Below are 23,678 nucleotides of genomic sequence, written 5' to 3' on the forward strand. Positions count from 1 at the left end.
AGTACTTTCCATTTTCCTAAATCATTGATCCAATCATAAAAGTCATTTTTCACGCATAAGTTTTCATGATAAAAATAATAGCAATTCACCCACTGCTTCATAGAATATATGGACATATGCACAGGAGGGGTTAACAGCGTGAAAATTCATATAGTCCAAAAAGGCGATACACTTTGGAAACTCGCCAAAAAATACGGCGTCAGTTTTGAAGAACTTAAAAAAGTTAACACGCAATTGAGCAACCCGGACATGATGATGCCCGGAATGAAAATTAAAATACCAGGGACATCCGGAGCTGTAATAAAAGAAACGGGTAAACCAAACGTGAATATTCAGCCGGGAATGAAAGAATCCCAAATTCAACCGTACCAGGCTCAGCCTGCACCTATGAAAGAGCAGCAAGTTATGCAAAAACCAGCCATTAAAGAACAGCCGAAATTTCAACAGCCGGTAAAAGAACAGCCGAAATTTCAACAGCCGGTAAAAGAAAAACCAATGGTTCAGCAACCAGTCAAAGAGCAACAGATCGTTCAACAGCCTAAGAAGGAGCAGCAGATCGTTCAGCCGAAGCCAATCATTAAAGAAAAGCAAATAATCGTTCCAAAAGAAGTGCCCGTGCCCATGCCAGTGATACCGGAAATCGATATCAATAATTATTATATGGTCAACATGACCAATATGAGTGTGCAAAAGCCTCCTGCACCACCACCTTTACCAAAGAAAAAAGAAGAGCCTGCAGTCACTAAAAAGAAGAAGAAAAAGCCAGCTGTACAGCCAGCTCAGGAAGATATTGAGCCGGTGGATGATTGTATTCCAGTAACGCCAATTTTACCCGGAAGCGGTTATTGTATTCAGCCGCCACCGTGGGCGCATATGCACATGCAAGCTCCATATCAAGGCGCTCAAGGGTATCAGGCGGCTCCGGAAACACATGGTTATCAAATGATGGAAGAGAGCTCCGGTGTTTGGGGAGAATCTCCTGACATGCAAATGATGGATCAAGGATTCGTCCAAGGGGCGAGCATGAATACACCAAGCCAGCAACATTATCCATATCAATCCTCCGCACCGGTTCCGCACCATTATTATGGAGGGATGAATCAACAAGCTCAAGTGGCAGGTTCATATATGCCACAAGATTATGAGTCATCAGACGAATCACCATCTTCATACAATAACAATAACTATAACTTCCCTCAGCAGTATAACCAGGCTGCCGGTGAAGAAGAAGAAGATTGCGGCTGTAATAAGGGATTACTTGGAACATATGGGCCGGAAGTGAAGGGGCAGTATCAAGGAAACCAAGAAATGGATTCCAATGCACATCACCATCCAGATTATAACCAATATCAACCCGTACAATCACAGCAGCAACAACAGGCCTCATACCCAGGGATTTCACCTAAAGAGTCTCAGATGGGTAAAGAGATGCAATATCAATATGAAGAAGAGTCCGTAGAATCATATGATGGATTCATGATGATGGGCGGTCAAAACGGAGGCCAGCCAGGTATGATGATGGGCGGTCAAAACGGAGGCCAGCCAGGTATGATGATGGGCGGTCAAAACGGAGGCCAGCCAGGTATGATGATGGGCGGCCAAAACGGAGACCTACCTGGCATGATGATGGGCGGCCAAAACGGAGGCCAGCCGGGCATGATGATGGGCGGCCAAAACGGAGGCCAGCCGGGCATGATGATGGGCAGCCAAAACGGGGGTCCTCCAGGTATGATGATGGGCAGCCAAGACGGGGGTCCTCCAGGTATGATGATGGGCGGTCAAAATGGAGGCCAGCCAGGTATGATGATGGGCGGTCAAAACGGAGGCCAGCCGGGCATGATGATGGGCGGTCAAAACGGAGGTCCTCCAGGCATGATGATGGGCGGCCAAAACGAGGGTCAGCCAGGTATGATGGGCGGTCAGAACGGAGGCCAGCCAGGTATGATGGGCGGTCAGAACGGAGGCCAGCCAGGCATGATGATGGGCAGCCAAAACGGAGGTCCTCCAGGCATGATGATGGGCGGCCAAAACGAGGGTCAGCCAGGTATGATGGGCGGTCAGAACGGAGGCCAGCCAGGTATGATGGGCGGCCAAAACGGAGGCCAGCCAGGCATGATGATGGGCAGCCAAAACGGGGGTCCTCCAGGCATGGTGATGGGCAGCCAAAACGGGGGTCCTCCAGGCATGATGATGGGCAGCCAAAACGGAGGTCCTCCAGGTATGATGGGCGGTCAAAACGGAGGCCAGCCAGGTATGATGATGGGCGGCCAGAACGGAGGCCAGCCAGGTATGATGATGGGCAGCCAAAACGGGGGTCCTCCAGGTATGATGATGGGCAGCCAAAACGGAGGCCAGCCAGGCATGATGATGGGCGGTCAAAACGGAGGTCCTCCAGGTATGATGGGCGGTCAAAACGGAGGCCAGCCAGGTATGATGGGCAGCCAAAGCGGGGGTCCTCCAGGCATGATGATGGGCAGCCAAAACGGAGGTCCTCCAGGTATGATGATGGGCGGCCAAAACGGAGGTCCTCCAGGTATGATGATGGGCGGCCAAAACGGAGGCCAGCCAGGTATGATGATGGGCAGCCAAAACGGGGGTCCTCCAGGTATGATGATGGGCAGCCAAAACGGAGGTCCTCCAGGTATGATGATGGGCGGTCAAAACGGAGGTCCTCCAGGCATGATGATGGGCGGTCAAAACGGAGGCCTACCAGGCATAAAGGAGAGTCAAATAGGAGGTCCTCTAGGCATGATGGGCGGTCAAAACGGAAGTCAGCCGGGCATGATGCCGGAACAGTTTGGTGGTCAGCGGGGCATGATGCCGGGACAGATTGGTGGTCAGCCGGGCATGATGCTGGGACAGATTGGTGGTCAGCCGGAAGCTATGTTACCAGGACAAATGGGAGGCCAGCCAGGCCAATTCGGGGGCGTACGTGCGCCTGAAACATTTGGGATACCGACATATGCAGATGAAAGCGATGACTACTAATTATCAAGGAGACAGTGTTTTTAACACTCGTCTCCTCTCTTATTTAAATCGTAAGCCTAAGAAAGTCCACCATATTCAAAGCAGTGTCTATTTAATAACTTTTGAAAAGGGTCATCCAATGATCCTTAAAGGATTCGACAGTTTTGAAAAATGGGATCGGCAAAGAGAATTGACTTCTTTGTTAAAACAAAAGGGATTTCATCAAACGTATTATATTCATCAGAATTTAATGCCCTTTCAATTTAAAGGGAAATGGTATGGCAGTATGGACTATTTTCCGCCGAATAAGAAAAAATTTAGATTTTCCAATCATAAGGACCGCCTAGAGGGCATTCAGTTACTGGAAAGCTTCCATGATGTGTCGGAACAACTCTCCATTAACGCGCCTGCGTTCAATCAATCAAAAAAGTGGAAAGAACGCTTATCACTATTTAAAAAGAACTTTTCTTATGTTCGCCAATATGTTTCCGAAGATATTATCAAGGAATGGATTAGATGGGGTGAATGGTCGCTAGAGGGGTTTGATAAAAATGAGTCTTTATGGAATAAGGAAAAGAAGGTCATCATTCATGGTGATTGTGCCCACCATAATTTCTTGCGGAGAGCGGACGGCACTTTGACTTTAATCGATTTTGACTTAATGGCAAATGCACCGAGGTGCATTGATTATTTACAGTATGCAAATCGAATTTCGCATCATTTGGAAGATGCGGCCACCGAGCTGTGGGAATTGCCGCAATTGCAAAGGTATCAGTCAGACCTGGCCTTTTTATATGCTTTAACTTATCCTACCGATATTTTCCGTGAATGGAATCGTCTTAATAAAAGTTCTTCCCAGCTGCATTCGGTCTGGAGAATGTCCGTGGAAGGTTTTTCGGAGCGGATGGAGATGAATGAAAAATTGGCGAAAAGGATTTCTTCCCTTAATAGGAATTAAAACGGGCTTTTGGCCGTATCTTACAGAGTACATTTTCCGTTCGACACCCATGCTATTTATGAGCGGAATATAGCTCATTCTATTGCAATGGGAGGGTTATTGGTGCAGAAAATAAAATGGGCAAAGCCGCTTTGTACGGTATTGGCCGCCGTCAGTTTGGTTGGATGTGCTAATAATGATACAGCGGAAAATGAAAATATCACGAATGATACAGGGTACCATGGAAAAGATGCATTGGTACGCAACATCAATTATGAGAATATGGTGCAAGGTCTATACGATAAAGATGGTTCGTACAGTAAGAGTGACCGTAACTACCATGGACATGAAAGTAAACCGCTTAAGGCACGATCATCTTATTATAATTCTTATGAAGGCGCTTTAGCCGACAAAGTCAATGGTGCCGCCAATACAGTCGAGCCGGTTATCGATGCCAGGACAATCATCATGAAAGACGAAATGCTGGTAGCCTTGCTGCTTGATGACTACAGCCAAGCAAAAGATGTTAAAGAAAGAATCAAGAAGGAAATCGGACCGCTTACCAATGGCCGTACCCTATATGTCACCACCGATGAAGGTGTCTATTTCAGGACGATGACACTTGATAACAATCTTCGGGATGGCGATACGAGGGAATTGGTCATTTTGGATGCCAATGATATGTTCGATAACCTTAACATTCACGAAAATCACTTGAAATAATTAGTGGGCTGACCCGGTAAGGAGTCAGCTCTTTTTGATTTTTTCCTGGTTAATAATCCTTATTTGGGGTCAAACTACATAAAAAGTAAACGCCTTAAGAGGTGAGTATATTGATTAATCAACTTAGAATCCAATTTTTCATGACACTTTTCATATTGCCATTTTGCTTAACCGTTTTTGCCGAAGAAACCGTTCAAAAGGAAAATGCTTCAATAGAAAGGAAGGTCATTCTTCAGCGTATGTATCTGGATGGCGAGTTAAGTGAAGAGAAATTGACAGAAACGATTTGGTCGATGGAGGACTTTTGGTCAAAATATGAAGGATGGAAAGTAGTCGATCAAAATGAAGAGCGGATTGTCATGAAGAAAATTGAAAATGACATATCTCCGCTTTTAAAAGCCAATGGTTACCTTGGGATGAGGGAAGATGGTACGTTATCCATTTTTATCGGAAGGCCTGAGCACGCCAAGATCATTCATACTTTCTACCAAATAGACGTTGGTAAACTTGAAGCATACAAACAGGAGGAACTGCAAAAAGGGATTCCGATCATGAATAAAGACCAATATAAACAGCTTATTAAAGAATATGAGCCATATTCGGTAAACTAGGATGGGATGATATCTCATCCTTCAGACTGTAGACAAACTCGATAATGGAGTTTGTCTACAGTTTTTTTAGTATTTACAATTTGACCGTTGATTTCCACTGCAGGCACTCGCTTTCCGCGGGCGGTCCGCCCTCGGCGCTTTTACGGGTCTCCCTTGGACGCGTATTTGCCGCAGGAGTCTCGCGCCTTCCGTTTCAATCAACTTTTGTTTTAAGGATGATAGTAACACCCGGAAGCCCTGAGACTTTGCCGATCATGAAATAACTTTTAATGAACAACACCCCCTTTTTATGATAAAATGAGAGGTACAGCAAAATCAGGGAGAGAATTAATTTGTATGATTATATAAAAGGCAAGGTCGATTATATTGGGCCTGAATACATAGTTGTGGAAAATGGGGGGATCGGATATCAAGTGATGACGCCGAATCCTTTTATTTTTTCCGCTCAATACCAGAAAGAAATCCAAGTTTTCTTGTATCATTATGTTCGTGAGGATATGGCCGCATTATACGGATTTCAGACCCGTCAAGAAAAGGCATTATTCACAAAATTATTGAATGTAACCGGAATCGGGCCGAAGGGTGCTCTAGCCATATTGGCATCAGGCCAGGTTGATCAGGTGGTGCAGGCAATCGAAAATGAAGATGAATCGTTTTTGGTGAAATTCCCGGGAGTCGGAAAGAAAACGGCACGGCAGATGATTCTCGATTTAAAAGGGAAACTTGAGAACATTATTCCGGATGCGTTTCCAAGCTTGTTTAACGAAGGCGTCACGGCTGCACTCAGTCCAAATGGTTATACGGAGGAATTGGATGAAGCCATTCTTGCCTTGAAGGCTCTTGGTTATTCTGAAAAGGAAGTCCAAAAGGTTGCGAAGAAATTGCAGGCTGAAGATATGACGACCGAGCAATATATTAAGAAAGCATTGCAAATGATGTTAAGATAAGGAGTGGCGCAATGGAGGAGAGAATATTCAATCAGGAAGCCGATTTGAACGAACTGTCCTTTGAACAAAGCCTGCGGCCGCAAAACTTAAAGCAATATATCGGACAGGATAAAGTGAAAGCGAATTTGAGTGTATACATCGAAGCGGCAAGGATGCGTGAAGAAACGCTCGATCATGTACTTCTATATGGACCGCCTGGTCTTGGGAAAACGACGCTTGCCGTCATCATCGCCAATGAAATGGGTGTGAATATCCGCACGACTTCCGGTCCCGCCATTGAGCGGCCGGGAGATCTGGCGGCCATTTTGAGTGCACTTGAACCAGGTGATGTATTGTTCATTGATGAGATTCACCGTCTTCCTCGTGTCGTTGAAGAAGTGCTATATCCGGCTATGGAGGACTTCTGTCTGGATATTGTAGTCGGTAAGGGACCGGAAGCCCGTTCGATCAGGATCGACTTGCCGCCGTTCACGCTCGTAGGTGCCACGACACGTGCAGGCTCGCTGTCTGCACCGCTCAGGGACCGTTTTGGCGTCTTGAGCCGTCTTGAATATTATACGGAAAACCATTTGACCGATATCATCATCCGTACAGCAAGAATCATGGATACGGAAATGGATGATCAAGCAGCGGCAGAGCTTGCAAGAAGGTCAAGGGGCACCCCAAGAATTGCTAATCGGCTTTTACGGAGGGTCAGGGATTTCGCCCAGGTACGCGGTGATGGAACGATAACGGCCGAACTTGCCGATTATGCGCTTGAATTAATGCAGGTCGACCGTTTAGGACTCGATCATATTGACCATAAATTACTTAAAGGGATCATTGAAAAATTCCGTGGCGGGCCCGTGGGTCTGGAAACGATTGCTGCAACGATTGGCGAAGAGGCACATACGATCGAAGATGTGTATGAACCGTATCTGTTACAAGTCGGTTTTCTTCAGCGGACCCCAAGAGGCCGGATGGCAACACAGCTTGTTTATGAGCATTTCGGCATGGAGGTGCCTGAATGATGAATATACCAAAAATGGTCATGATTCTGGGTGTGATTATATTCGTGATTGGTTTTGCGATGAAATATATCCATCTCGGCAGGCTGCCGGGAGATATTTTTCTGAAAAAGGGGAATACGACGTTTTACTTTCCTATCGTTACATCAATCATCGTCAGTGTTGTGTTGTCCGCGATTTTTTATTTGATCGGCCGTTTTAAATAATGAGTACAGCTTGATAGACACGTAAGGAAGTGGAACAGATGAAATTGGATATGTTTGATTTTCATTTACCGGAGGAACTGATTGCCCAAGTTCCTTTGGAGGATAGGGAAGCAAGTAGGTTGATGGTGCTGGACAAAGAAACCGGTAAGCTCCAGCATGATGTATTCAGCCATATCACGGAATATATCAAACCGGGAGATTGCCTGGTGTTGAATGATACGAAGGTGCTTCCGGCCCGACTATACGGCAGTAAAGAAGGAACGGGTGCAAAAATCGAAGTATTGCTGCTTAAGCAAGAGCATGAAGATGTATGGGAAACGCTTGTGAAGCCGGCCAAACGGATTAAAGAAGGCTCGACAATCGTTTTTGGCGATGGTAAGCTGAGTGCCGTCTGTACAGGTGAACTCGAGCATGGCGGCCGGATTCTTGAATTTAAATATGAAGGCATATTTTATGAAATACTAGAGAAGCTTGGCGAAATGCCATTACCTCCATATATCAAGGAACAACTCGACGACCAGGACCGCTATCAAACGGTTTATGCGCGTGAACGGGGATCTGCAGCGGCACCTACCGCTGGCCTGCATTTTACGGAGGATTTGCTCGAGAAACTTAAAGGGATGGGTGTCCACATTGCTTTCATCACGCTGCATGTTGGGCTTGGTACATTCCGTCCTGTAAGTGTCGACGATATTGACAGCCACGAAATGCATTCGGAATTTTATCAAATGACGGAAGGCACAGCCAGATTACTGAATGATGTGAAAGAAAAAGGCGGGAAAATCATTACGGTCGGGACTACGTCCACAAGGACATTGGAAACGATTGCGTCCCGCAATGATGGGGTTTTCAAGGAAGAGAATGGCTGGACGAGCATCTTCATTTATCCTGGATATGAGTTCAAAGGGATCGATGCGATGATAACGAACTTCCATTTGCCTAAATCGACTTTAATCATGCTTATTTCTGCACTTGCAGGCAGGGAGAATGTCCTTCATGCCTATGAAACGGCAGTGGAAGAAAAATACAGGTTCTTTAGTTTTGGAGATGCAATGTTAATTAAGTAATATAAGAGTGAGAAGCTCTTGAAGGGAGTTATTGCGTTGACTGCAATACGATATGAGTTAATCAAAACATGTAAACAGACAGGGGCACGGCTAGGCCGGGTCCATACGCCGCATGGTTCTTTTGAAACGCCGGCATTTATGCCGGTTGGAACGATGGCTACTGTCAAAACGATGTCCCCGGAAGATTTGAAACAAATGGGGGCAGGCATCATCCTGAGCAATACGTACCACCTATGGCTGCGTCCGGGGCATGAAATCATCAAGGAAGCTGGCGGATTGCATAAGTTCATGAACTGGGATCGTGCGATTTTGACCGACTCAGGCGGCTTTCAAGTCTTCAGTTTAAGCGAGTTCCGCAAAATTGAAGAAGAGGGCGTACATTTCAGGAACCATCTGAATGGCGATAAATTATTTTTATCTCCGGAAAAAGCGATGGAAATACAAAATGCGCTTGGCTCCGATATTATGATGGCATTTGATGAATGTCCGCCATTTCCGGCGACTGAAGAGTATATGAAGAAGTCGGTTGAACGGACATCGCGCTGGGCGGAACGCTGTTTGAATGCACATGAGCGTCCAAATGACCAAGGGCTGTTCGGGATCGTTCAAGGCGGGGAGTTTGAAAATCTTCGCAAACAAAGTGCAAAAGACCTTGTCTCCCTTGACTTCCCGGGTTATGCTATTGGAGGACTATCCGTAGGGGAACCGAAGGATATCATGAACCGGGTCCTTGAGTTTACAAGTCCGCTTCTGCCAACTGACAAACCGCGTTACCTGATGGGAGTCGGTTCACCGGACTCATTGATCGACGGTGCACTCCGCGGTGTCGATATGTTTGACTGTGTACTGCCGACGCGAATTGCGCGTAATGGTACGCTCATGACGAGCAATGGGCGGCTGGTTGTGAAAAATGCGAAGTATGCACGCGATTTCGGTCCAATCGATGAAAATTGCGATTGCCATGTTTGCAAGAATTATAGCAGGGCATATATCCGCCATTTGATTAAATGTGAAGAAACCTTTGGGATTCGTCTTACTACTTACCATAATCTTCATTTTCTGTTAAACTTGATGGAACAGGTCAGACAAGCTATTCGAGAAGATCGTCTTGGTGACTTTAGGGAAGAGTTTTTTGAGCAGTATGGTTTCAATGAACCAAATGCGAGAAACTTCTAATTCCATAAATATTTTAATGAACGAAAGGAGTGAATATACAAAATGGGTTCTTTGACACAAATACTTCCGTTGATTTTAATGTTCGTATTGTTCTATTTCTTATTGATCCGCCCTCAGCAAAAACGCCAAAAGGCTACGCAAAGCATGCAAAGCAGTTTGAAAAAAGGTGATAAAGTTGCTACTATCGGCGGCATGCACGGAACAATCGATGCAATCGATGAACTGCAGATCGTCATTAAATCACCAGACGGTACAAAACTAACTTTTGACCGTTCAGCAATCCGTGAAATTACGGAAAGCGCACCGAATAAGGAAGCATCTCTATAAGACAAACGAAAACCGGGCCATGTGCCCGGTTTTTTGCTGTGTTTTTTAATCGGTGCGGGAGTCGGAACTCATGTTGACCCCAAGTACGCCACCCATCATGGCCGTAATCACAAAACAGCCATAGTATATCCATTGCTTGATCGTGAAAAGTGCATCGTGACCTAAATATTGAAAGAGGAACACGACCAACAGATAAAGCAGCCCAGTGCTTCCGCCCAAGAATAGTCCTTGCTTTTTCCCCTTGCCTCCTGAAATGAATCCACCAATGAACAGCGATAAAAAGGACACGATCATGATCACGTATGTCAGGGATGATTCCGTCAGTGAAGTAAAACGAAGAAGGATGGAAACGATTAAACTAGCAATCATCGCTATGGCAAAGATGGAGCCAACGCCATAAATTACGGCGACACTCATTTTTTTGGTTTCGATGGGTATTCCTCCTTTTTAAAAGGCTGATACGTATAGCCTGTTTATGTGTTTGTACAAGCATATTCTTCAATTGGAACCTTTAGACCTGGTTTAAAAAGTTCTATAAAATTTGATAAAGAATATAGAGTAATTTTTCATTTTCAAAGCCATGCTATGGATGAAGGAAGTGTTATTGAAGTGGATATCTATCTAGGGATTATTTTTCGAACGACGGTAATCTATCTAGTCATCTGGTTCCTTTTTCGAATGATGGGTAAGCGGGAAGTTGGGGAACTGAGCGTTCTTGATTTAGTGGTATCCATCATGATAGGGGACATTGCTGTGCTATCCTTTGAAGATTTGGAAAGACCGTTTATCCGACAGACAATCCCAATGTTTGTCCTCGCGATCCTCCAAATTACATTGGCATTTGCCTCATTGAAAAGTGTCAAATTTCGCTATTTCATGGACGGAAAGCCGCAGATCATCATTAATCAGGGGAAAATAGATGAAAAAGCGATGCGCAGACAACGATATAATTTTGATGACTTATTGACCCAGCTTCGTGAACAAGGAATTATTGATATTAACGAAGTTCAATTTGCCATCCTTGAAACTTCAGGAAGGCTCTCGGTGATTAAAAAATGTGACGAAGAAAGGTCTGAAAGTCAGGTGCCATTTCCGCTAATTGTCGACGGAGCGATACAGGAAGAAAATCTTGATAAAATTGGGAAAAACCATTTTTGGCTTCTGAATCAGTTAAAAGAACATGGAGAATCGAAGGTTCAAGAGATATCAATTTGCGGGTACATAGATGGCCAATTTTACATTGATAAAAATGAAATGAAGAAATGACCGAAGCCTTTTAATGCTTCGGTTCATTTTATTTCCAAGCGAATTTTGATAAAAAGCCGCCCACTACAGGAATCCTGATCAGGTCCGCCTTTTTTATGCTGCCGGTCATGAGCAGGAAAAAGGTGAACAGCAGGATAACGACCGTCACGGAAAGCAAAAGCCTTGTGCCAAGAGGCTGTGAGGAGAGCGGGAATTGATAAAGATAATAACCGCCCCATCCGGAAATTAAAGCAAGGACCAAAGCTGACATATAGCTGCGAAAATGAAGCGTGAAAGGGACAACCTTCAGTACGGTTGAAAAATGCAGGAAGGTAACGAGCATCGTACCGACAGCTATCCCGATTGCGGCTCCCATGATTCCGAAACTCTCCTTTGACGCCAGCAGCCAGATCACACCGATTTTAAGGATGTTCCCAGCCAGGCTGTTGAACATTGCGGCCTTTGCAAGATCCAGAGCTTGCAGCATGGATTGCAGCGGGTATTGAAAGTAATAAAGGATGAAAAAAGGTGCCAGGAATTTAATGAAAACAGCAGCATGCGAAGAGCCATACATGACTTGTAAAATCGGTTCGGCAAAGATGAACAGAATGACGATAGCTAAACAGCCTGTGATAAAGGTGATTTTCAGGGCCTGCTGAAGCCTGTGTTCAACGAGTAAAAAGTTTCCGGTCGTACGGGCTTCACTCACTGCCGGGACAAGTGCCGTCGCCAATGATGATGTAACGAAGGAAGGAAGCATGAGTAAAGGCAGGGCATACCCTGTTAACTCCCCGTATTGACTTGTGGCTGCGGCCGCGGTGACTCCGGCAAGTGCCAAACTCTGGGCGACCACTATCGGTTCGAAAAACCACGAAATCGATCCAATCATCCTGCTTCCGGTGGAAGGAAGGGCAATCCCCATCAATTCGGTGAACGTTCCTTTTCCAGATTTGACATTCTTGAAGAAACCCTTTCTGAACTTAAAATGTTTCTTTAATTTAAAGCTGGTCAATAAGTAGATGAGAGATACAAGCTCACCGATAATCGATGCGAACATCGCCCCGGCTGCAGCATATTCGATTCCATATGGCAAAAAGGCCTTCGTCAGGACGGCTATGAAAGTGATTCGGGCCACCTGTTCAATAACTTGTGAGAAAGCGAAGGGCTTCATATTTTGCTTGCCTTGGAAATAACCTCGCAGTACGGATGAAATGGCGATGATCGGTACGATAGGGGCAATCGCCATTAGAGGCCATTTCGTCCGTTCGTCAGTGAATAGGTATTCTGAGAGAACCGGTGCGAAAAGCAGCATGGCAGGAGTGAAAATCATCGATAGAGTAAAGGTGCATGCCAAAGAGACGACAAGGATTTTCTTGATTTTCCGCTCATCACCTCTTGCATTGGCCTCAGCCACGTATTTCGAAATGGCGATTGGCAGGCCTAACTGGGTTATGTTCACGACAAGAAAGAGGGTCGGTAAAGCCATCATATATAAACCAACGCCTTCTTCGCCGATGAAGCGGGCGATGACAATGCGGTTAATGAAACCAAGAACCCTTGTAATCAGGCTTGCGATTAATAAAATCAGCGTCCCTTTTAAAAATTTGGACATTGAACTCCCTCCCTGCCTTCTCAAAAAAGCGGTTATGCTATACAATTATCTATATGCTTGTACTTGGACAAAGCATGACAAAAGTGTTTGTTTGCGTTCTTACAAATGATCGAAATCCTTCTAAGAAAATGCGCATTCATTTGAGAATCATTTTTACTGGAGGCAAAGTGATGGTAAAAAAGAATCATCCCTATCAAAGGTATTATCTAAAGGTACGTCCATTTTTGAAGAGCAAGCGTGAGGAATTTCAAATGATCGGATTGAATGCCGTAACAGAGGAAGACATATGGGGAACCTTAACCAAAAATAAATGGAAGCGTCCGCAGGAAAACATTCACCTTCATGAACTTGTCGCAGATATCGTGACATTTTCGAGCAACCAGTTCATGACCTTCCAAATGGTCGAAGCTTATAAATCACCAAACCTATTTGAGCCGCTTTCTGAAGAGGAACTGAAGGAACTTTTGAAAGAATAACGCAAAGATATACTAAAATTGACAGCTGTTTGTATATCACTCATAATAGATATGGTTATGCTTTTTTTGGAAAAAGCATGGGAAGCTGTGTCTTTTTTCTCAAGAAGAAAAGGGTATGCAGTAATCATATAAACTAAAAATGACAGTTTTTTTAACTTCAGGAACAGGCGTATTATAGAAAGGGGCCTACTACATAATGGTAAAAAGAAGCAGGATCGTTGCGTTTTTTCTAATCGCACTATTGATTTTCGCAGCGATGGGGACGACTTCAAAAGGAATCCTAAAGGATATCAAGCTGGGTCTTGATCTTCAAGGCGGTTTTGAAGTGTTGTATGAAGTAAAACCGCTGTCTGGGGAAAAGATCACCCCGGATGTTTTACGGGCTACAGTAAGCTCGCTTGAGCGGCGTGTCAATGTTTTGGGCGTTAGCGAACCTAACATTCAAATCGAAGGGAAAGACCGGATCCGCGTTCAATTGGCTGGAGTCAAAGACCAAAACAACGCTCGGGAAATCCTTTCGACACAAGCTAAATTATCCTTCCGTGATTATAACGATAAGGAAATGATGACCGGTGCCGACCTGAAAGAAGGCGGCGCGAAACAAACGTTCCAAGATAATAAACCGGTTGTCGAAGTCACATTGAAAGATGTGAATAAATTTAAGGATATCACCCAAAAAATTTCCTCGATGGAAAGTCCGACTAATGTCCTTGCAATCTGGCTGGATTTCGAAGAAGGAAAAGATTCCATTAAGGATACAGCTTCACAGGACAATATGATTTCAGCTCCAGCTGTCAGTGAAGTTTTCAATACGAAGAAAGTGTATATTACCGGTCAATTCACGGTGGAAGAAGCGAAAGAGCTTGCAGCCCTTCTGAATGCAGGTGCCCTGCCTGTGGATTTGAAAGAAAAGTATTCCACTTCAGTAGGTGCCCAGTTCGGTGCAGGTGCATTGAATGATACTATTTTTGCGGGAATCATCGGAATTGCACTTGTTTTCATCTTCATGCTTGTGTATTACCGCTTCCCGGGATTCATTGCAGTCGTCACTTTAAGCATATACATTTTCTTGACGCTATTAGTGTTTGATTGGATGAATGCGGTCCTTACGCTGCCTGGTATCGCGGCATTGGTACTCGGGGTCGGGATGGCTGTCGACGCCAATATCATAACCTACGAGCGAATCAGGGATGAATTGAAACTCGGCAGATCTGTTAAAGCGGCTTATAAAGAAGGTACGAAAAATTCACTTTCTACAATTACGGATGCGAACTTAACGACCTTGCTGGCTGCGGCCGTTCTGTTCTATTATGGAACTAGCTCGGTTAAAGGGTTTGCCACCACTTTGATCATTTCGATTTTAATGAGTTTCATAACAGCGGTCTATGGTACACGTCTTTTCATGAGCCTGTGGGTGAATAGCGGGTTCCTGGACAAACGTACAACATGGTTTGGCGTGAAGAAGAAATACATTCACGATTTATCCGAGAAAATTGATTTAATGTCATTGCCAACACGCTTTGATAAAATCGATTTCGTCAAACATCGGAAAGTCTTTTATGGCATTTCAATCGGTGTCACCATTATCGGGATCATTTTCCTGCTCGTCTTCAGATTGAATCTTGGGATTGATTTCACGAGCGGCACCAGAATCGAGATTGCGTCCAAAGATGTCTTGACGACTCAGCAAGTCAAAACCGAAATGGACAAGGTCGGTATCGACGCTGATGATATCAAGGATGTCAGGCTCGCTGGAAAAGACAATAAAAATGCTGTCGTTCGGACAGTCGGTGTCCTCGATAAACAGGAAATCGCTGAATTGAAGGACCATTTCAAGGAAGATTACGGAGCAGAACCGAATGTCAGCACCGTTTCGCCGACAGTCGGAAAAGAACTTGCGAAAAATGCCATGTTTGCGTTAGCGATTGCATCAATCGGAATCATTTTGTATGTATCGATACGATTTGAATGGCGAATGGCTGTCCCTGCCGTGGTCGCGCTTATACATGATGCATTCTTCATCATCACGATTTTTAGCTTACTCCGGCTCGAAGTGGATATCACCTTCATTGCAGCGGTTCTGACGATCGTCGGTTATTCGATCAATGATACGATCGTAACCTTTGACCGCATTCGTGAAAACCTACGCTTCAGCCGTAAAATCAAAACCGTCGAAGAACTTGAGAACATTGTGAACATCAGTATCAGGCAAACTTTGACGAGATCCATTAACACGGTTCTGACCGTTCTCATTACGGTTATCGCGTTGATGATCTTCGGCAGTGAAGCTATCCGCAACTTCTCCATTGCCCTGTTTATCGGTTTAATATGCGGCGTGTATTCATCGCTATTGATCGCTTCCCAATTCTGGCTTGATTTGAAAATCAGGGAATTGAAGAAGAAAGGTCCGCTGAATACCGCAAAAGAAAAGAAACAAAGTCTTGAAGGACAAGTTTAATAGGAGAGAGGGGGCTGGCATGGTGCCAGCCTTCTTTTTGTGAGACTAACTTGTTGAATTGGGGATTACAGCCATTTTTGAGTTTAAAATAAATTGAAACCGTTATTGCCGTTTTGTATAATGAGTAAGTTGAGGGGTGAATTAATGTTAAAGCCAAAAACCCGGTGGAACCTGCGAACTGCCGATGAAAACAAAGTTGCTGCACTAGCTGAAGAGCTCCACATCACACCTTTGGTTGCAGCATTGCTTGTGAATCGAGGCCTGGATACGATTGAAAGTGCCCGATCATTTTTATTTGTAAAAAATCAAACTTTTCATGATCCATTTTTATTGAAAGATATGGATAAAGCAGTATATAGAATAAGAGAAGCCATTCAAAATGGAGAAAAAATACGTATATTCGGTGATTATGACGCGGATGGCGTGACATCGACCACAGTGATGATGACGGCGCTGACGAGATTGGGGGCCGATGTGGATTTTTATATCCCGAATCGGTTTACAGAGGGGTATGGACCGAATCCAATGGCATTCCGCCTTGCAGCTGAGCAAGGGGTGAAGGTATTAATAACCGTCGATACCGGAATTTCTGCAGTCGATGAAGCGAAACTTGCCGGCGAGCTTGGCATGGATTATATTTTGACCGACCACCATGAACCGGGACCGGAACTGCCTGAGGCATTGGCAATCATCCATCCTAAACTCGAGGACAGTTCCTATCCATTTAAAGAACTTGCCGGAGTAGGGGTCGCCTTTAAGCTGGCACACGCCTTGCTTGGGGAATTGCCTGAGGATTTGCTTGAAATAGCGGCAATCGGCACGATAGCGGATTTAGTGCCTTTACAAGGGGAAAACCGCGTCATTGCTGCGAAAGGCATCGAGCAGTTACGTTTGACTCGCCGCCCGGGACTTGTTGCCTTAATGAAAGTGGCGAATGTTCAGCAGGAAGCATTGAATGAAGAATCGATCGGCTTTGCGATGGCACCGCGGATCAATGCTGTCGGGCGCCTTGGCGATGCCGATCCCGCTGTGGATTTATTGATGTCCGCAAGCCTGGAAGAAGCGATGGAACTTGCCAATGAAATCAATGATATCAATAAAGAGCGGCAGGAAATGGTTGCAGCTATGGCTGAAGAGGCGATTGCTGAAGTCGAGGAAAACTTCCCGCCAGAGTCCAATGGCGTGCTCATCATCGGCAGGGAAGGCTGGAACGCCGGAGTTGTGGGGATTGTGGCCTCTAAACTTGTTGAACGCTTTTACCGGCCCACGATTGTATTGAGCTATGACCAGGAAAAGGGATTAGCTAAAGGTTCTGCTCGGAGCATCGCCGGTTTCGATCTTTTTCAAAGTCTTTCCGCCTGCCGTGAAATGCTGCCTCATTTCGGTGGACATCCGATGGCTGCTGGAATGACATTGAAAATTGAAGATGTTCAGGAGCTTAGGGACCGCATGAACTTGATTGCGAAGGAACAACTGAACGAAGAGGACTTTAAACCCATTACAAACTTGGACGGAGCAACGACTTTAGCTGAAGTTTCCATTCAAACGATTCAGGAAATGAGCTTGCTGGCGCCATTTGGGGTTACGAATCCTAAGCCGAAGATTTTGATAGATTCTGTCCAGCTTTCAAGTGTCCGCAAAATTGGTGCCAACCAAAATCACTTGAAGGTCCAGCTGGAAGATGGTGAAAATCACAAACTTGACGGTGTGGGCTTCGGTCTCGGTCATTTTGTCGATGAAATAGCTCCGCACGCTGAAGTCTCGGTTATTGGTGAGCTTTCCATCAATGAGTGGAATAATATGAAAAAGCCCCAGATCTTTGTCCAGGATGTCTCGGTAAACCATTGGCAGTTATTCGATTACCGCGGCAAGGGCCAGGCAGAGAAGTGGCTTGCCGACATTCCTGTACAAAACCGGAAGATCGTCATTTTCTCGGAAGGTATTTATGGCAGATATCCATTTTTGCAAAACCATCCAGATCTCGTTCATATCAAGAATGAACGGGATGCAGGGCAGCTCGACTGCTTCGAAGGTCATTTGGTATTTATGGACATGCCGCCGTCCAGGGAATATTTGAAACGGGTGATTGCCAATAAGAACCCTTCGCGCATCTACGCTCACCTTTCCCATGAACAGGATCATTTCTTAAGTACGATGCCAACAAGGGATCATTTTAAATGGTTTTATGCCTTCCTTGCCAAAAAGGGTCCGCTCGACGTGAAAAGATATGGTGATGACCTGGCCAAATATCGCGGCTGGTCAAGAGATACCGTGGATTTCATTTCTAAGGTGTTTTTTGAGCTTGATTTTGTTACAATAGAGAATGGGTTAATTATGCTCACAACCAATGCGAAAAAACGCGATCTCAGTGAATCTGGATCGTATACAAGAAAGAAAGAGCAATTTGAGCTTGAACAAGAGCTTGTTTATTCTTCCTATCAGCAATTATTCGATTGGTTCAATCATTATTTAGTTCATGAGGCAATAGACCTTGAGGAGGAAACAAAGCAATGGATTTAAAGCAATATGTAACAATTGTGCAAGACTGGCCAAAACCGGGTATTGTCTTCAAAGATATTACAACATTAATGGATAACGGCGCAGCCTATAAATACGCAACAGATCAAATCGTCGAGTACGCTCGCGATAAAAATATCGACTTGGTGGTCGGGCCGGAAGCACGCGGATTCATTATCGGATGTCCAGTCGCATACTCATTGGAAGTGGGCTTTGCGCCAGTGAGAAAAGAAGGAAAACTTCCACGTGAAACGATAAAAGTAGAATATGGATTAGAATATGGCAAGGATGTATTGACCATCCATAAAGATGCCATTAAACCGGGACAGCGTATCCTGATTACGGATGATTTGCTTGCTACCGGGGGAACAATCGAAGCGACGATCAAATTGGTCGAACAGCTTGGCGGAATTGTAGCCGGGATTGCATTCCTTATTGAATTGACTGACTTGGATGGTAAAGATAAATTGGACGGCTATGATGTCTTGACATTAATGAGCTTTTAATAAAGGAGAGCACTCTGACCGGGGTGCTCTCTTTCTGTTTTACTCGTTTTAGCTGGATTTTGTCGAATTTCCAGTGAAAAAATGCACTATTCTTAATAAAATAAACGTTTAACTCTTTACATCCTTGTCTTTTTTTTCGATAATAGTAATAATAAAGAGTTTTTCTGCTAATAAGTTTATTTGCACTTGTATCCGTTTAAGCGGATTTATTTTTTTTCGCAAAAATTGTCACGTTTTGCAGAATAAAGGGAAGTGCTACCAATCATACTCAATCCGGATGATATCCGGTGGCGGTTAAAGTGGGGTTAAGGTGATTAAATGGCTAATGATCAAATATTGACTGCCGAGCAGGTTGTAGAACGGGCCAGCTTATATCTTCAGCCGGAAGAAGCTGAATTTATTCATAGAGCGTTTAAGTATGCAGAGTATGCTCACCGAGAACAATTTCGTAAATCGGGAGAGCCGTATATTATTCATCCGATTCAAGTGGCGGGCATTCTGGCTGATCTTGAAATGGACCCTGCAACCATTGCGGCAGGTTTTTTACATGATGTTGTTGAAGACACGGAGATCACTCTGAAGGATATTGAAGAAAATTTCAGTCCTGAAGTCGCCATGCTTGTGGATGGCGTGACCAAGTTAGGGAAAATCAAGTATAAATCACAGCAGGAGCAACAGGCGGAAAACCACAGGAAAATGTTCGTGGCGATGGCTCAGGATATACGGGTCATCTTGATCAAGCTTGCGGACAGACTGCATAATATGCGGACCTTGAAGCATCTGCCGCAGGAAAAGCAGAGAAGGATATCGAACGAGACGTTGGAAATCTTTGCACCGCTTGCTCATCGTCTTGGTATCAGCACGATTAAATGGGAACTTGAGGATACTGCACTAAGGTATCTGAATCCTCAGCAATATTACCGAATCGTCAACCTGATGAAGAAAAAGCGTGCAGAACGTGAACAGTATCTGGAAGAAGTCATTGATGAAGTGCGTAAAAACGTTGAGGAAGTCAACATTAAGGCTGACCTTTCCGGCAGACCGAAACATATATACAGCATTTATCGCAAAATGGCTTTGCAGAATAAGCAGTTCAGCGAAATTTATGATTTGCTTGCAGTTCGGATCGTCGTCAATAGCATAAAGGATTGCTATGCCGTTTTAGGGATCATCCATACATGCTGGAAGCCGATGCCTGGCCGATTCAAAGACTATATCGCGATGCCGAAGCCGAATATGTATCAATCGCTCCATACGACGGTGATCGGACCGAAAGGCGATCCGCTGGAAGTGCAGATCCGTACTTCCGATATGCATCGCATTGCCGAGTTCGGGGTTGCCGCGCACTGGGCTTATAAAGAGGGAAAAGATGTCGGTGAACAGCCTTCACTTGAAGAAAAATTGACTTGGTTCCGGGAAATTCTTGAATTCCAGGATGATGCGACCAATGCAGAGGAATTCATGGAATCCCTTAAAATAGATCTTTTTTCTGATATGGTATTCATTTTCACACCAAAAGGCGATGTCATCGAACTGCCATCAGGATCCAATCCGATTGATTTCGCTTACCGGATTCATTCGGAAATCGGGAACAAGACGATTGGTGCCAAAGTTAACGGGAAAATGGTACCGCTGGATTATAAACTGAAAACTGGCGACATCATAGAAATCTTAACTTCGAAGCATTCATATGGTCCAAGTCAGGATTGGCTTAAACTAACGCAAACGTCTCAGGCGAAAAATAAGATCCGCCAATTTTTCAAGAAACAGCGCCGGGAAGAAAATATCGAAAAAGGCAAAGAGCTTGTTGAAAAGGAAATCAAGGATATGGAGTTCGACCTGAAGGAAATCCTGACTGCCGAGAATATCAGGCGTGTTGCAGATAAATTCAACTTCCTGAATGAAGAGGATATGTATGCAGCAGTCGGATATAACGGAATAACGGCCCTTCAGGTAGCTAACCGCCTTACCGAAAAATGGCGTAAGCAGAAAATGGTCGAGCAAGAAGCGGATATTTCTGAAGCTGTAGCCGATCTGAAAACCTTCTCCAATACATCGAAAAAACGTGACTCGGGTGTACAGGTACCGGGGATTGATAACCTGCTTATCCGTTTATCACGCTGTTGCAACCCAGTACCAGGGGACGAAATCGTCGGTTATATAACCAAAGGCCGGGGAGTTTCAGTTCATAGACAAGACTGCCCGAACCTGGATAGCGGGGATGCGGATCATCGCCTTGTACCTGTTGAATGGGAAAGTACGATTAACGAACGCAAGGAATACATCGTTGAAATTGAAATAAGCGGCTATGACCGTCGCGGCTTATTAAACGAAGTGCTGCAAGCCGTCAATGAAACCAAGACCAACATTTCAGCGGTCTCGGGTAAATCCGACAGGAATAAAGTGGCGACCATCCACATGTCGATTTATATTCATAACATTGCCCATTTACAAAAGGTCGTCGACCGTATAAAACAAATTTCAGATGTTTATTCCGTCAGAAGGATCATGAACTAAGGAGTTTTTATTGCGATGCGTGTTGTTTTACAGCGTTCCAAAGCGGCAAAAGTAGTTGTCGCAGACCAAATAATCGGGCAAATCGACAGCGGCCTCGTCCTGTTGGTTGGTGTCACCCATGGGGATACCATCGATGACGCCGCCTATTTGGCCGATAAGATTGTCAATCTCAGAATATTTGAAGATGAAAATGAAAAGATGAACCACTCACTATTGGATGTAGGAGGTTCGATTTTATCAGTTTCACAATTCACCTTATACGGCGATAGCCGTAAAGGCCGTCGACCGAACTTCATGGACGCCGCCCGTCCTGAAGAGGCGAATGAAATATATGAAGCATTTAACGAGGAACTCCGCAAGAAAGGCGTCCATACGGAAACAGGTCAATTTGGTGCCATGATGGATGTTCAGCTTACTAATGACGGTCCCGTTACATTAATACTCGAAAGCAAAAAATGACCTGCTGCGGCAGGCCATTTTTGTTTGGGTAAAGAGAAAAGCCAGCTTCGATCCCGAAGCTGGCTTTCCTCCTTCTTATTTAAAATACCGCGCCAATCCATTATAGATGGCCGATGTGATTTTTTCTTGATACTCATTCGATGTTAACGTTAATTCTTCCACTGGATTACTTAAATAACCTAGTTCAATAAGTGTAGCTACCCGTTTATTTTCACGGGTAACATGAAAATTCCCGTATCGTGATCCGCGATTGGGCACCTGCATGGTGGAACCGAGCGAATTGGCCAGTGTAGCCGCCAATGCACGCTGGTAGTCATGATAGTAGTATGTGGTTATCCCGCTGGTGATCTGGTCCTTGGTGCTATCATAATGGAGGCTGATGAAAGCATCCGCGTTATGTATATGTGAAGTGCTGACCCGGGAAGGGAGTGGAACATAGGTATTTCCGCTTCTGGTCAGGATCACTTTAGCTCCTGCCGCCTGAAGTTTGTCCCGCAGCAATTCTGCCGTCCGCATCGTCAGGTTTTTCTCAAGTGTTCCACCGACGCCGATCGTACCGCTATCCCTGCCGCCATGGCCGGGATCGATCACAATGGTTTTATCCTTTAAGTATTTCTCAACGCCTGGTCGTTGGATCTGCTCGGAATTCCCTTCGATCGTCACGATCCATCCGGCCACATAAGCTGTTTTTCCGCTCTTTAGTTTAATGGAATACCAGTCGCCTTCCATGCCTGAAGCAGAGAACGTTTCACCTGCATTGGCCTGCTCTACAATCTCCGAGTTGCCATCAGGCTCACTTCTAAGGATCGTACCATCATGAATGATGGTAATCTTGTTTCCCTTTACATCAACCTTTTTTACCTTCGCCGCTTGTTTAACATTCTCTTTTTCCAGGTACCAGCTCACGACCCAGCCCTTTTTTGAACCAGAGAGCTTTATCTGTGTCATATTTCCCTTTGTTTGCAGCACGGCGTAAGTCTCATCCTTGTTCACCGAACCGATGACCTTGCTTGAGAGAGAGGCTTCTTTCCTGACATTTAAACCCGTAGCGGTCACCCTTGCAGTGGCGCCTGCCGGATCATTTTTCATATCATCTTTATCTTTATCTTCGCTTACTTGTATGTAAGTTTCAGCTACCCAACCGCGGACTCCTTGGAAATCAATTTCAGCCCATTCATTTTCAACCCTGTAAACGGTCACTGACGTATTTTTATTCAGCTTTCCGAGCGTGGCACTGCTTGTCGATGGTTCCGAACGGACATTGAGCCGGTCCACCAAAGTAACTCCGGTTTTTACGGATCGATCCGTTTCTTTTTCCTTAGTGGAATCTTTCTTCGATGCATTTTCAGATGCAGCGGGAAGATTAAGGTAGTCAGAAGAGACCCAGCCTTCGATATCCGCCATTTTGACCTTTATCCAATTTTCATTCTTTTCAATGATGTCAACAGCCGTTCCTTTACTCAAGGACCCAACCGTTTGAAATGTAGTGCCGGGACCTGTACGGACGCGGACCGAGCTGCCTGTTATCATGCCTTGTCCGGATTCCTTTTTGACCTGATTGGTATCGGACCCCGTTTGTCTCTCCACTAACCAATTGGCAACCCATCCCGTTTTGCCGGCGCCAATCCGGATTTCGATCCAGTCGCCATTTTCATTCAGAATGGGATATGATTCCCCTTTTGAAAGTTTTTTTACGATTGGGAAACTGAGACCTGCACCTTCACGGACATTGACCACTTGGGTCGTCACGATATTTTCCCCTTCATCTTTTCCAAAAGCGTGATTGACGGGGAAAATCGCTGATAATATCAGCATTAGTGTCAGGCCGAATAAACCCGATTTCTTCTTCATAAGTTGTCTCTCCCTTTTATGTCTATATGTATGTATTCTCGTTCAATGAAAATTTCCCTCTTTCCCTGT

Annotated in this window: 20 protein-coding genes; 17 read left to right on the plus strand and 3 right to left on the minus strand. The window is 44.9% G+C overall.

Annotation, left to right across the window (positions count from 1 at the left end):
- The first annotated feature begins 138 nt into the window (after positions 1 to 138).
- From safA to yajC, 10 genes are all read left to right on the plus strand, one after another.
- The gene (safA, locus tag QFZ73_RS19510; RefSeq protein ID WP_307269619.1) at positions 139 to 2,988 is read left to right on the plus strand and encodes a SafA/ExsA family spore coat assembly protein; all 2,850 of its coding nucleotides are present in this window, start codon (positions 139 to 141) and stop codon (positions 2,986 to 2,988) included.
- Positions 2,963 to 3,925 (plus strand): phosphotransferase, encoded by a 963-nt coding sequence (locus QFZ73_RS19515; protein WP_251428988.1) that lies wholly within the window; start codon positions 2,963 to 2,965, stop codon positions 3,923 to 3,925. The genes safA and QFZ73_RS19515 overlap by 26 nt, the downstream gene beginning before the upstream one ends.
- 102 nt (positions 3,926 to 4,027) lie before the next feature.
- Entirely contained in the window at positions 4,028 to 4,627 is a 600-nt protein-coding gene (locus tag QFZ73_RS19520) for a YhcN/YlaJ family sporulation lipoprotein (protein ID WP_251428986.1), read from the plus strand.
- A gap of 110 nt (positions 4,628 to 4,737) precedes the next feature.
- Entirely contained in the window at positions 4,738 to 5,238 is a 501-nt protein-coding gene (locus QFZ73_RS19525; RefSeq protein ID WP_307269626.1) for an intercompartmental signaling factor BofC, read from the plus strand.
- A 332-nt stretch (positions 5,239 to 5,570) separates the two neighbouring features.
- Positions 5,571 to 6,185 carry a Holliday junction branch migration protein RuvA gene (gene ruvA, locus QFZ73_RS19530; protein WP_251428979.1) on the plus strand — a complete coding sequence of 205 codons (615 nt, stop codon included), beginning with the start codon at positions 5,571 to 5,573 and terminating at the stop codon, positions 6,183 to 6,185.
- A gap of 11 nt (positions 6,186 to 6,196) precedes the next feature.
- The gene (gene ruvB, locus QFZ73_RS19535; protein WP_307269631.1) at positions 6,197 to 7,195 is read left to right on the plus strand and encodes a Holliday junction branch migration DNA helicase RuvB; all 999 of its coding nucleotides are present in this window, start codon (positions 6,197 to 6,199) and stop codon (positions 7,193 to 7,195) included.
- A complete protein-coding gene (locus tag QFZ73_RS19540) occupies positions 7,192 to 7,398 on the plus strand; it encodes a DUF2905 domain-containing protein (protein ID WP_034308809.1) in 207 nt (68 codons plus the stop codon). The genes ruvB and QFZ73_RS19540 overlap by 4 nt, the downstream gene beginning before the upstream one ends.
- Before the next feature lie 38 nt (positions 7,399 to 7,436).
- The gene (queA, locus tag QFZ73_RS19545) at positions 7,437 to 8,465 is read left to right on the plus strand and encodes a tRNA preQ1(34) S-adenosylmethionine ribosyltransferase-isomerase QueA (protein WP_251428975.1); all 1,029 of its coding nucleotides are present in this window, start codon (positions 7,437 to 7,439) and stop codon (positions 8,463 to 8,465) included.
- A gap of 36 nt (positions 8,466 to 8,501) precedes the next feature.
- Complete coding sequence (gene tgt / locus QFZ73_RS19550) at positions 8,502 to 9,641, plus strand: tRNA guanosine(34) transglycosylase Tgt (RefSeq protein WP_251428974.1); 1,140 nt, start codon at positions 8,502 to 8,504, stop codon at positions 9,639 to 9,641.
- A 42-nt stretch (positions 9,642 to 9,683) separates the two neighbouring features.
- On the plus strand, positions 9,684 to 9,968 hold the full coding sequence (yajC, locus tag QFZ73_RS19555) for a preprotein translocase subunit YajC (RefSeq protein ID WP_251428973.1): 285 nt from the start codon (positions 9,684 to 9,686) through the stop codon (positions 9,966 to 9,968).
- Positions 9,969 to 10,013: 45 nt separating this feature from the next.
- On the opposite strand, the gene QFZ73_RS19560 is transcribed toward yajC, so the two are convergent.
- Complete coding sequence (locus QFZ73_RS19560; RefSeq protein WP_174524159.1) at positions 10,014 to 10,385, minus strand: TIGR04086 family membrane protein; 372 nt, start codon at positions 10,383 to 10,385, stop codon at positions 10,014 to 10,016.
- Positions 10,386 to 10,553: 168 nt separating this feature from the next.
- Here QFZ73_RS19560 and QFZ73_RS19565 point away from each other — a divergent pair, with 168 nt between their 5' ends.
- Complete coding sequence (locus QFZ73_RS19565) at positions 10,554 to 11,234, plus strand: DUF421 domain-containing protein (protein WP_307269641.1); 681 nt, start codon at positions 10,554 to 10,556, stop codon at positions 11,232 to 11,234.
- A gap of 28 nt (positions 11,235 to 11,262) precedes the next feature.
- Here the strand turns inward: QFZ73_RS19565 and spoVB are convergent, their stop codons facing one another.
- Complete coding sequence (spoVB, locus tag QFZ73_RS19570; protein WP_251428971.1) at positions 11,263 to 12,825, minus strand: stage V sporulation protein B; 1,563 nt, start codon at positions 12,823 to 12,825, stop codon at positions 11,263 to 11,265.
- 170 nt (positions 12,826 to 12,995) lie between these two features.
- Here spoVB and QFZ73_RS19575 point away from each other — a divergent pair, with 170 nt between their 5' ends.
- The 6 genes from QFZ73_RS19575 to dtd all read left to right on the plus strand — a co-directional run bounded on the left by QFZ73_RS19575 (position 12,996) and on the right by dtd (position 21,758).
- On the plus strand, positions 12,996 to 13,301 hold the full coding sequence (locus QFZ73_RS19575; RefSeq protein ID WP_063232895.1) for a post-transcriptional regulator: 306 nt from the start codon (positions 12,996 to 12,998) through the stop codon (positions 13,299 to 13,301).
- A 196-nt stretch (positions 13,302 to 13,497) separates the two neighbouring features.
- Positions 13,498 to 15,759: a protein translocase subunit SecDF gene (secDF, locus tag QFZ73_RS19580; protein ID WP_251428970.1), complete on the plus strand. Its 2,262-nt coding sequence runs from the start codon at positions 13,498 to 13,500 to the stop codon at positions 15,757 to 15,759.
- 144 nt (positions 15,760 to 15,903) lie between these two features.
- A complete protein-coding gene (gene recJ, locus QFZ73_RS19585) occupies positions 15,904 to 18,279 on the plus strand; it encodes a single-stranded-DNA-specific exonuclease RecJ (protein WP_307269649.1) in 2,376 nt (791 codons plus the stop codon).
- Entirely contained in the window at positions 18,270 to 18,782 is a 513-nt protein-coding gene (locus QFZ73_RS19590) for an adenine phosphoribosyltransferase (protein WP_061464220.1), read from the plus strand. The genes recJ and QFZ73_RS19590 overlap by 10 nt, the downstream gene beginning before the upstream one ends.
- A gap of 318 nt (positions 18,783 to 19,100) precedes the next feature.
- Positions 19,101 to 21,299: a RelA/SpoT family protein gene (locus tag QFZ73_RS19595; protein WP_251428964.1), complete on the plus strand. Its 2,199-nt coding sequence runs from the start codon at positions 19,101 to 19,103 to the stop codon at positions 21,297 to 21,299.
- A gap of 15 nt (positions 21,300 to 21,314) precedes the next feature.
- The gene (dtd, locus tag QFZ73_RS19600; protein WP_241593340.1) at positions 21,315 to 21,758 is read left to right on the plus strand and encodes a D-aminoacyl-tRNA deacylase; all 444 of its coding nucleotides are present in this window, start codon (positions 21,315 to 21,317) and stop codon (positions 21,756 to 21,758) included.
- Between the two features lie 75 nt (positions 21,759 to 21,833).
- On the opposite strand, the gene QFZ73_RS19605 is transcribed toward dtd, so the two are convergent.
- Positions 21,834 to 23,609: an N-acetylmuramoyl-L-alanine amidase family protein gene (locus QFZ73_RS19605; protein ID WP_307269655.1), complete on the minus strand. Its 1,776-nt coding sequence runs from the start codon at positions 23,607 to 23,609 to the stop codon at positions 21,834 to 21,836.
- Between the last annotated feature and the right edge of the window lie 69 nt (positions 23,610 to 23,678).

Origin of the sequence: Peribacillus sp. V2I11 (assembly GCF_030817135.1) — a bacterium.
Taxonomy (GTDB): Bacteria; Bacillota; Bacilli; order Bacillales; family DSM-1321; genus Peribacillus; species Peribacillus simplex.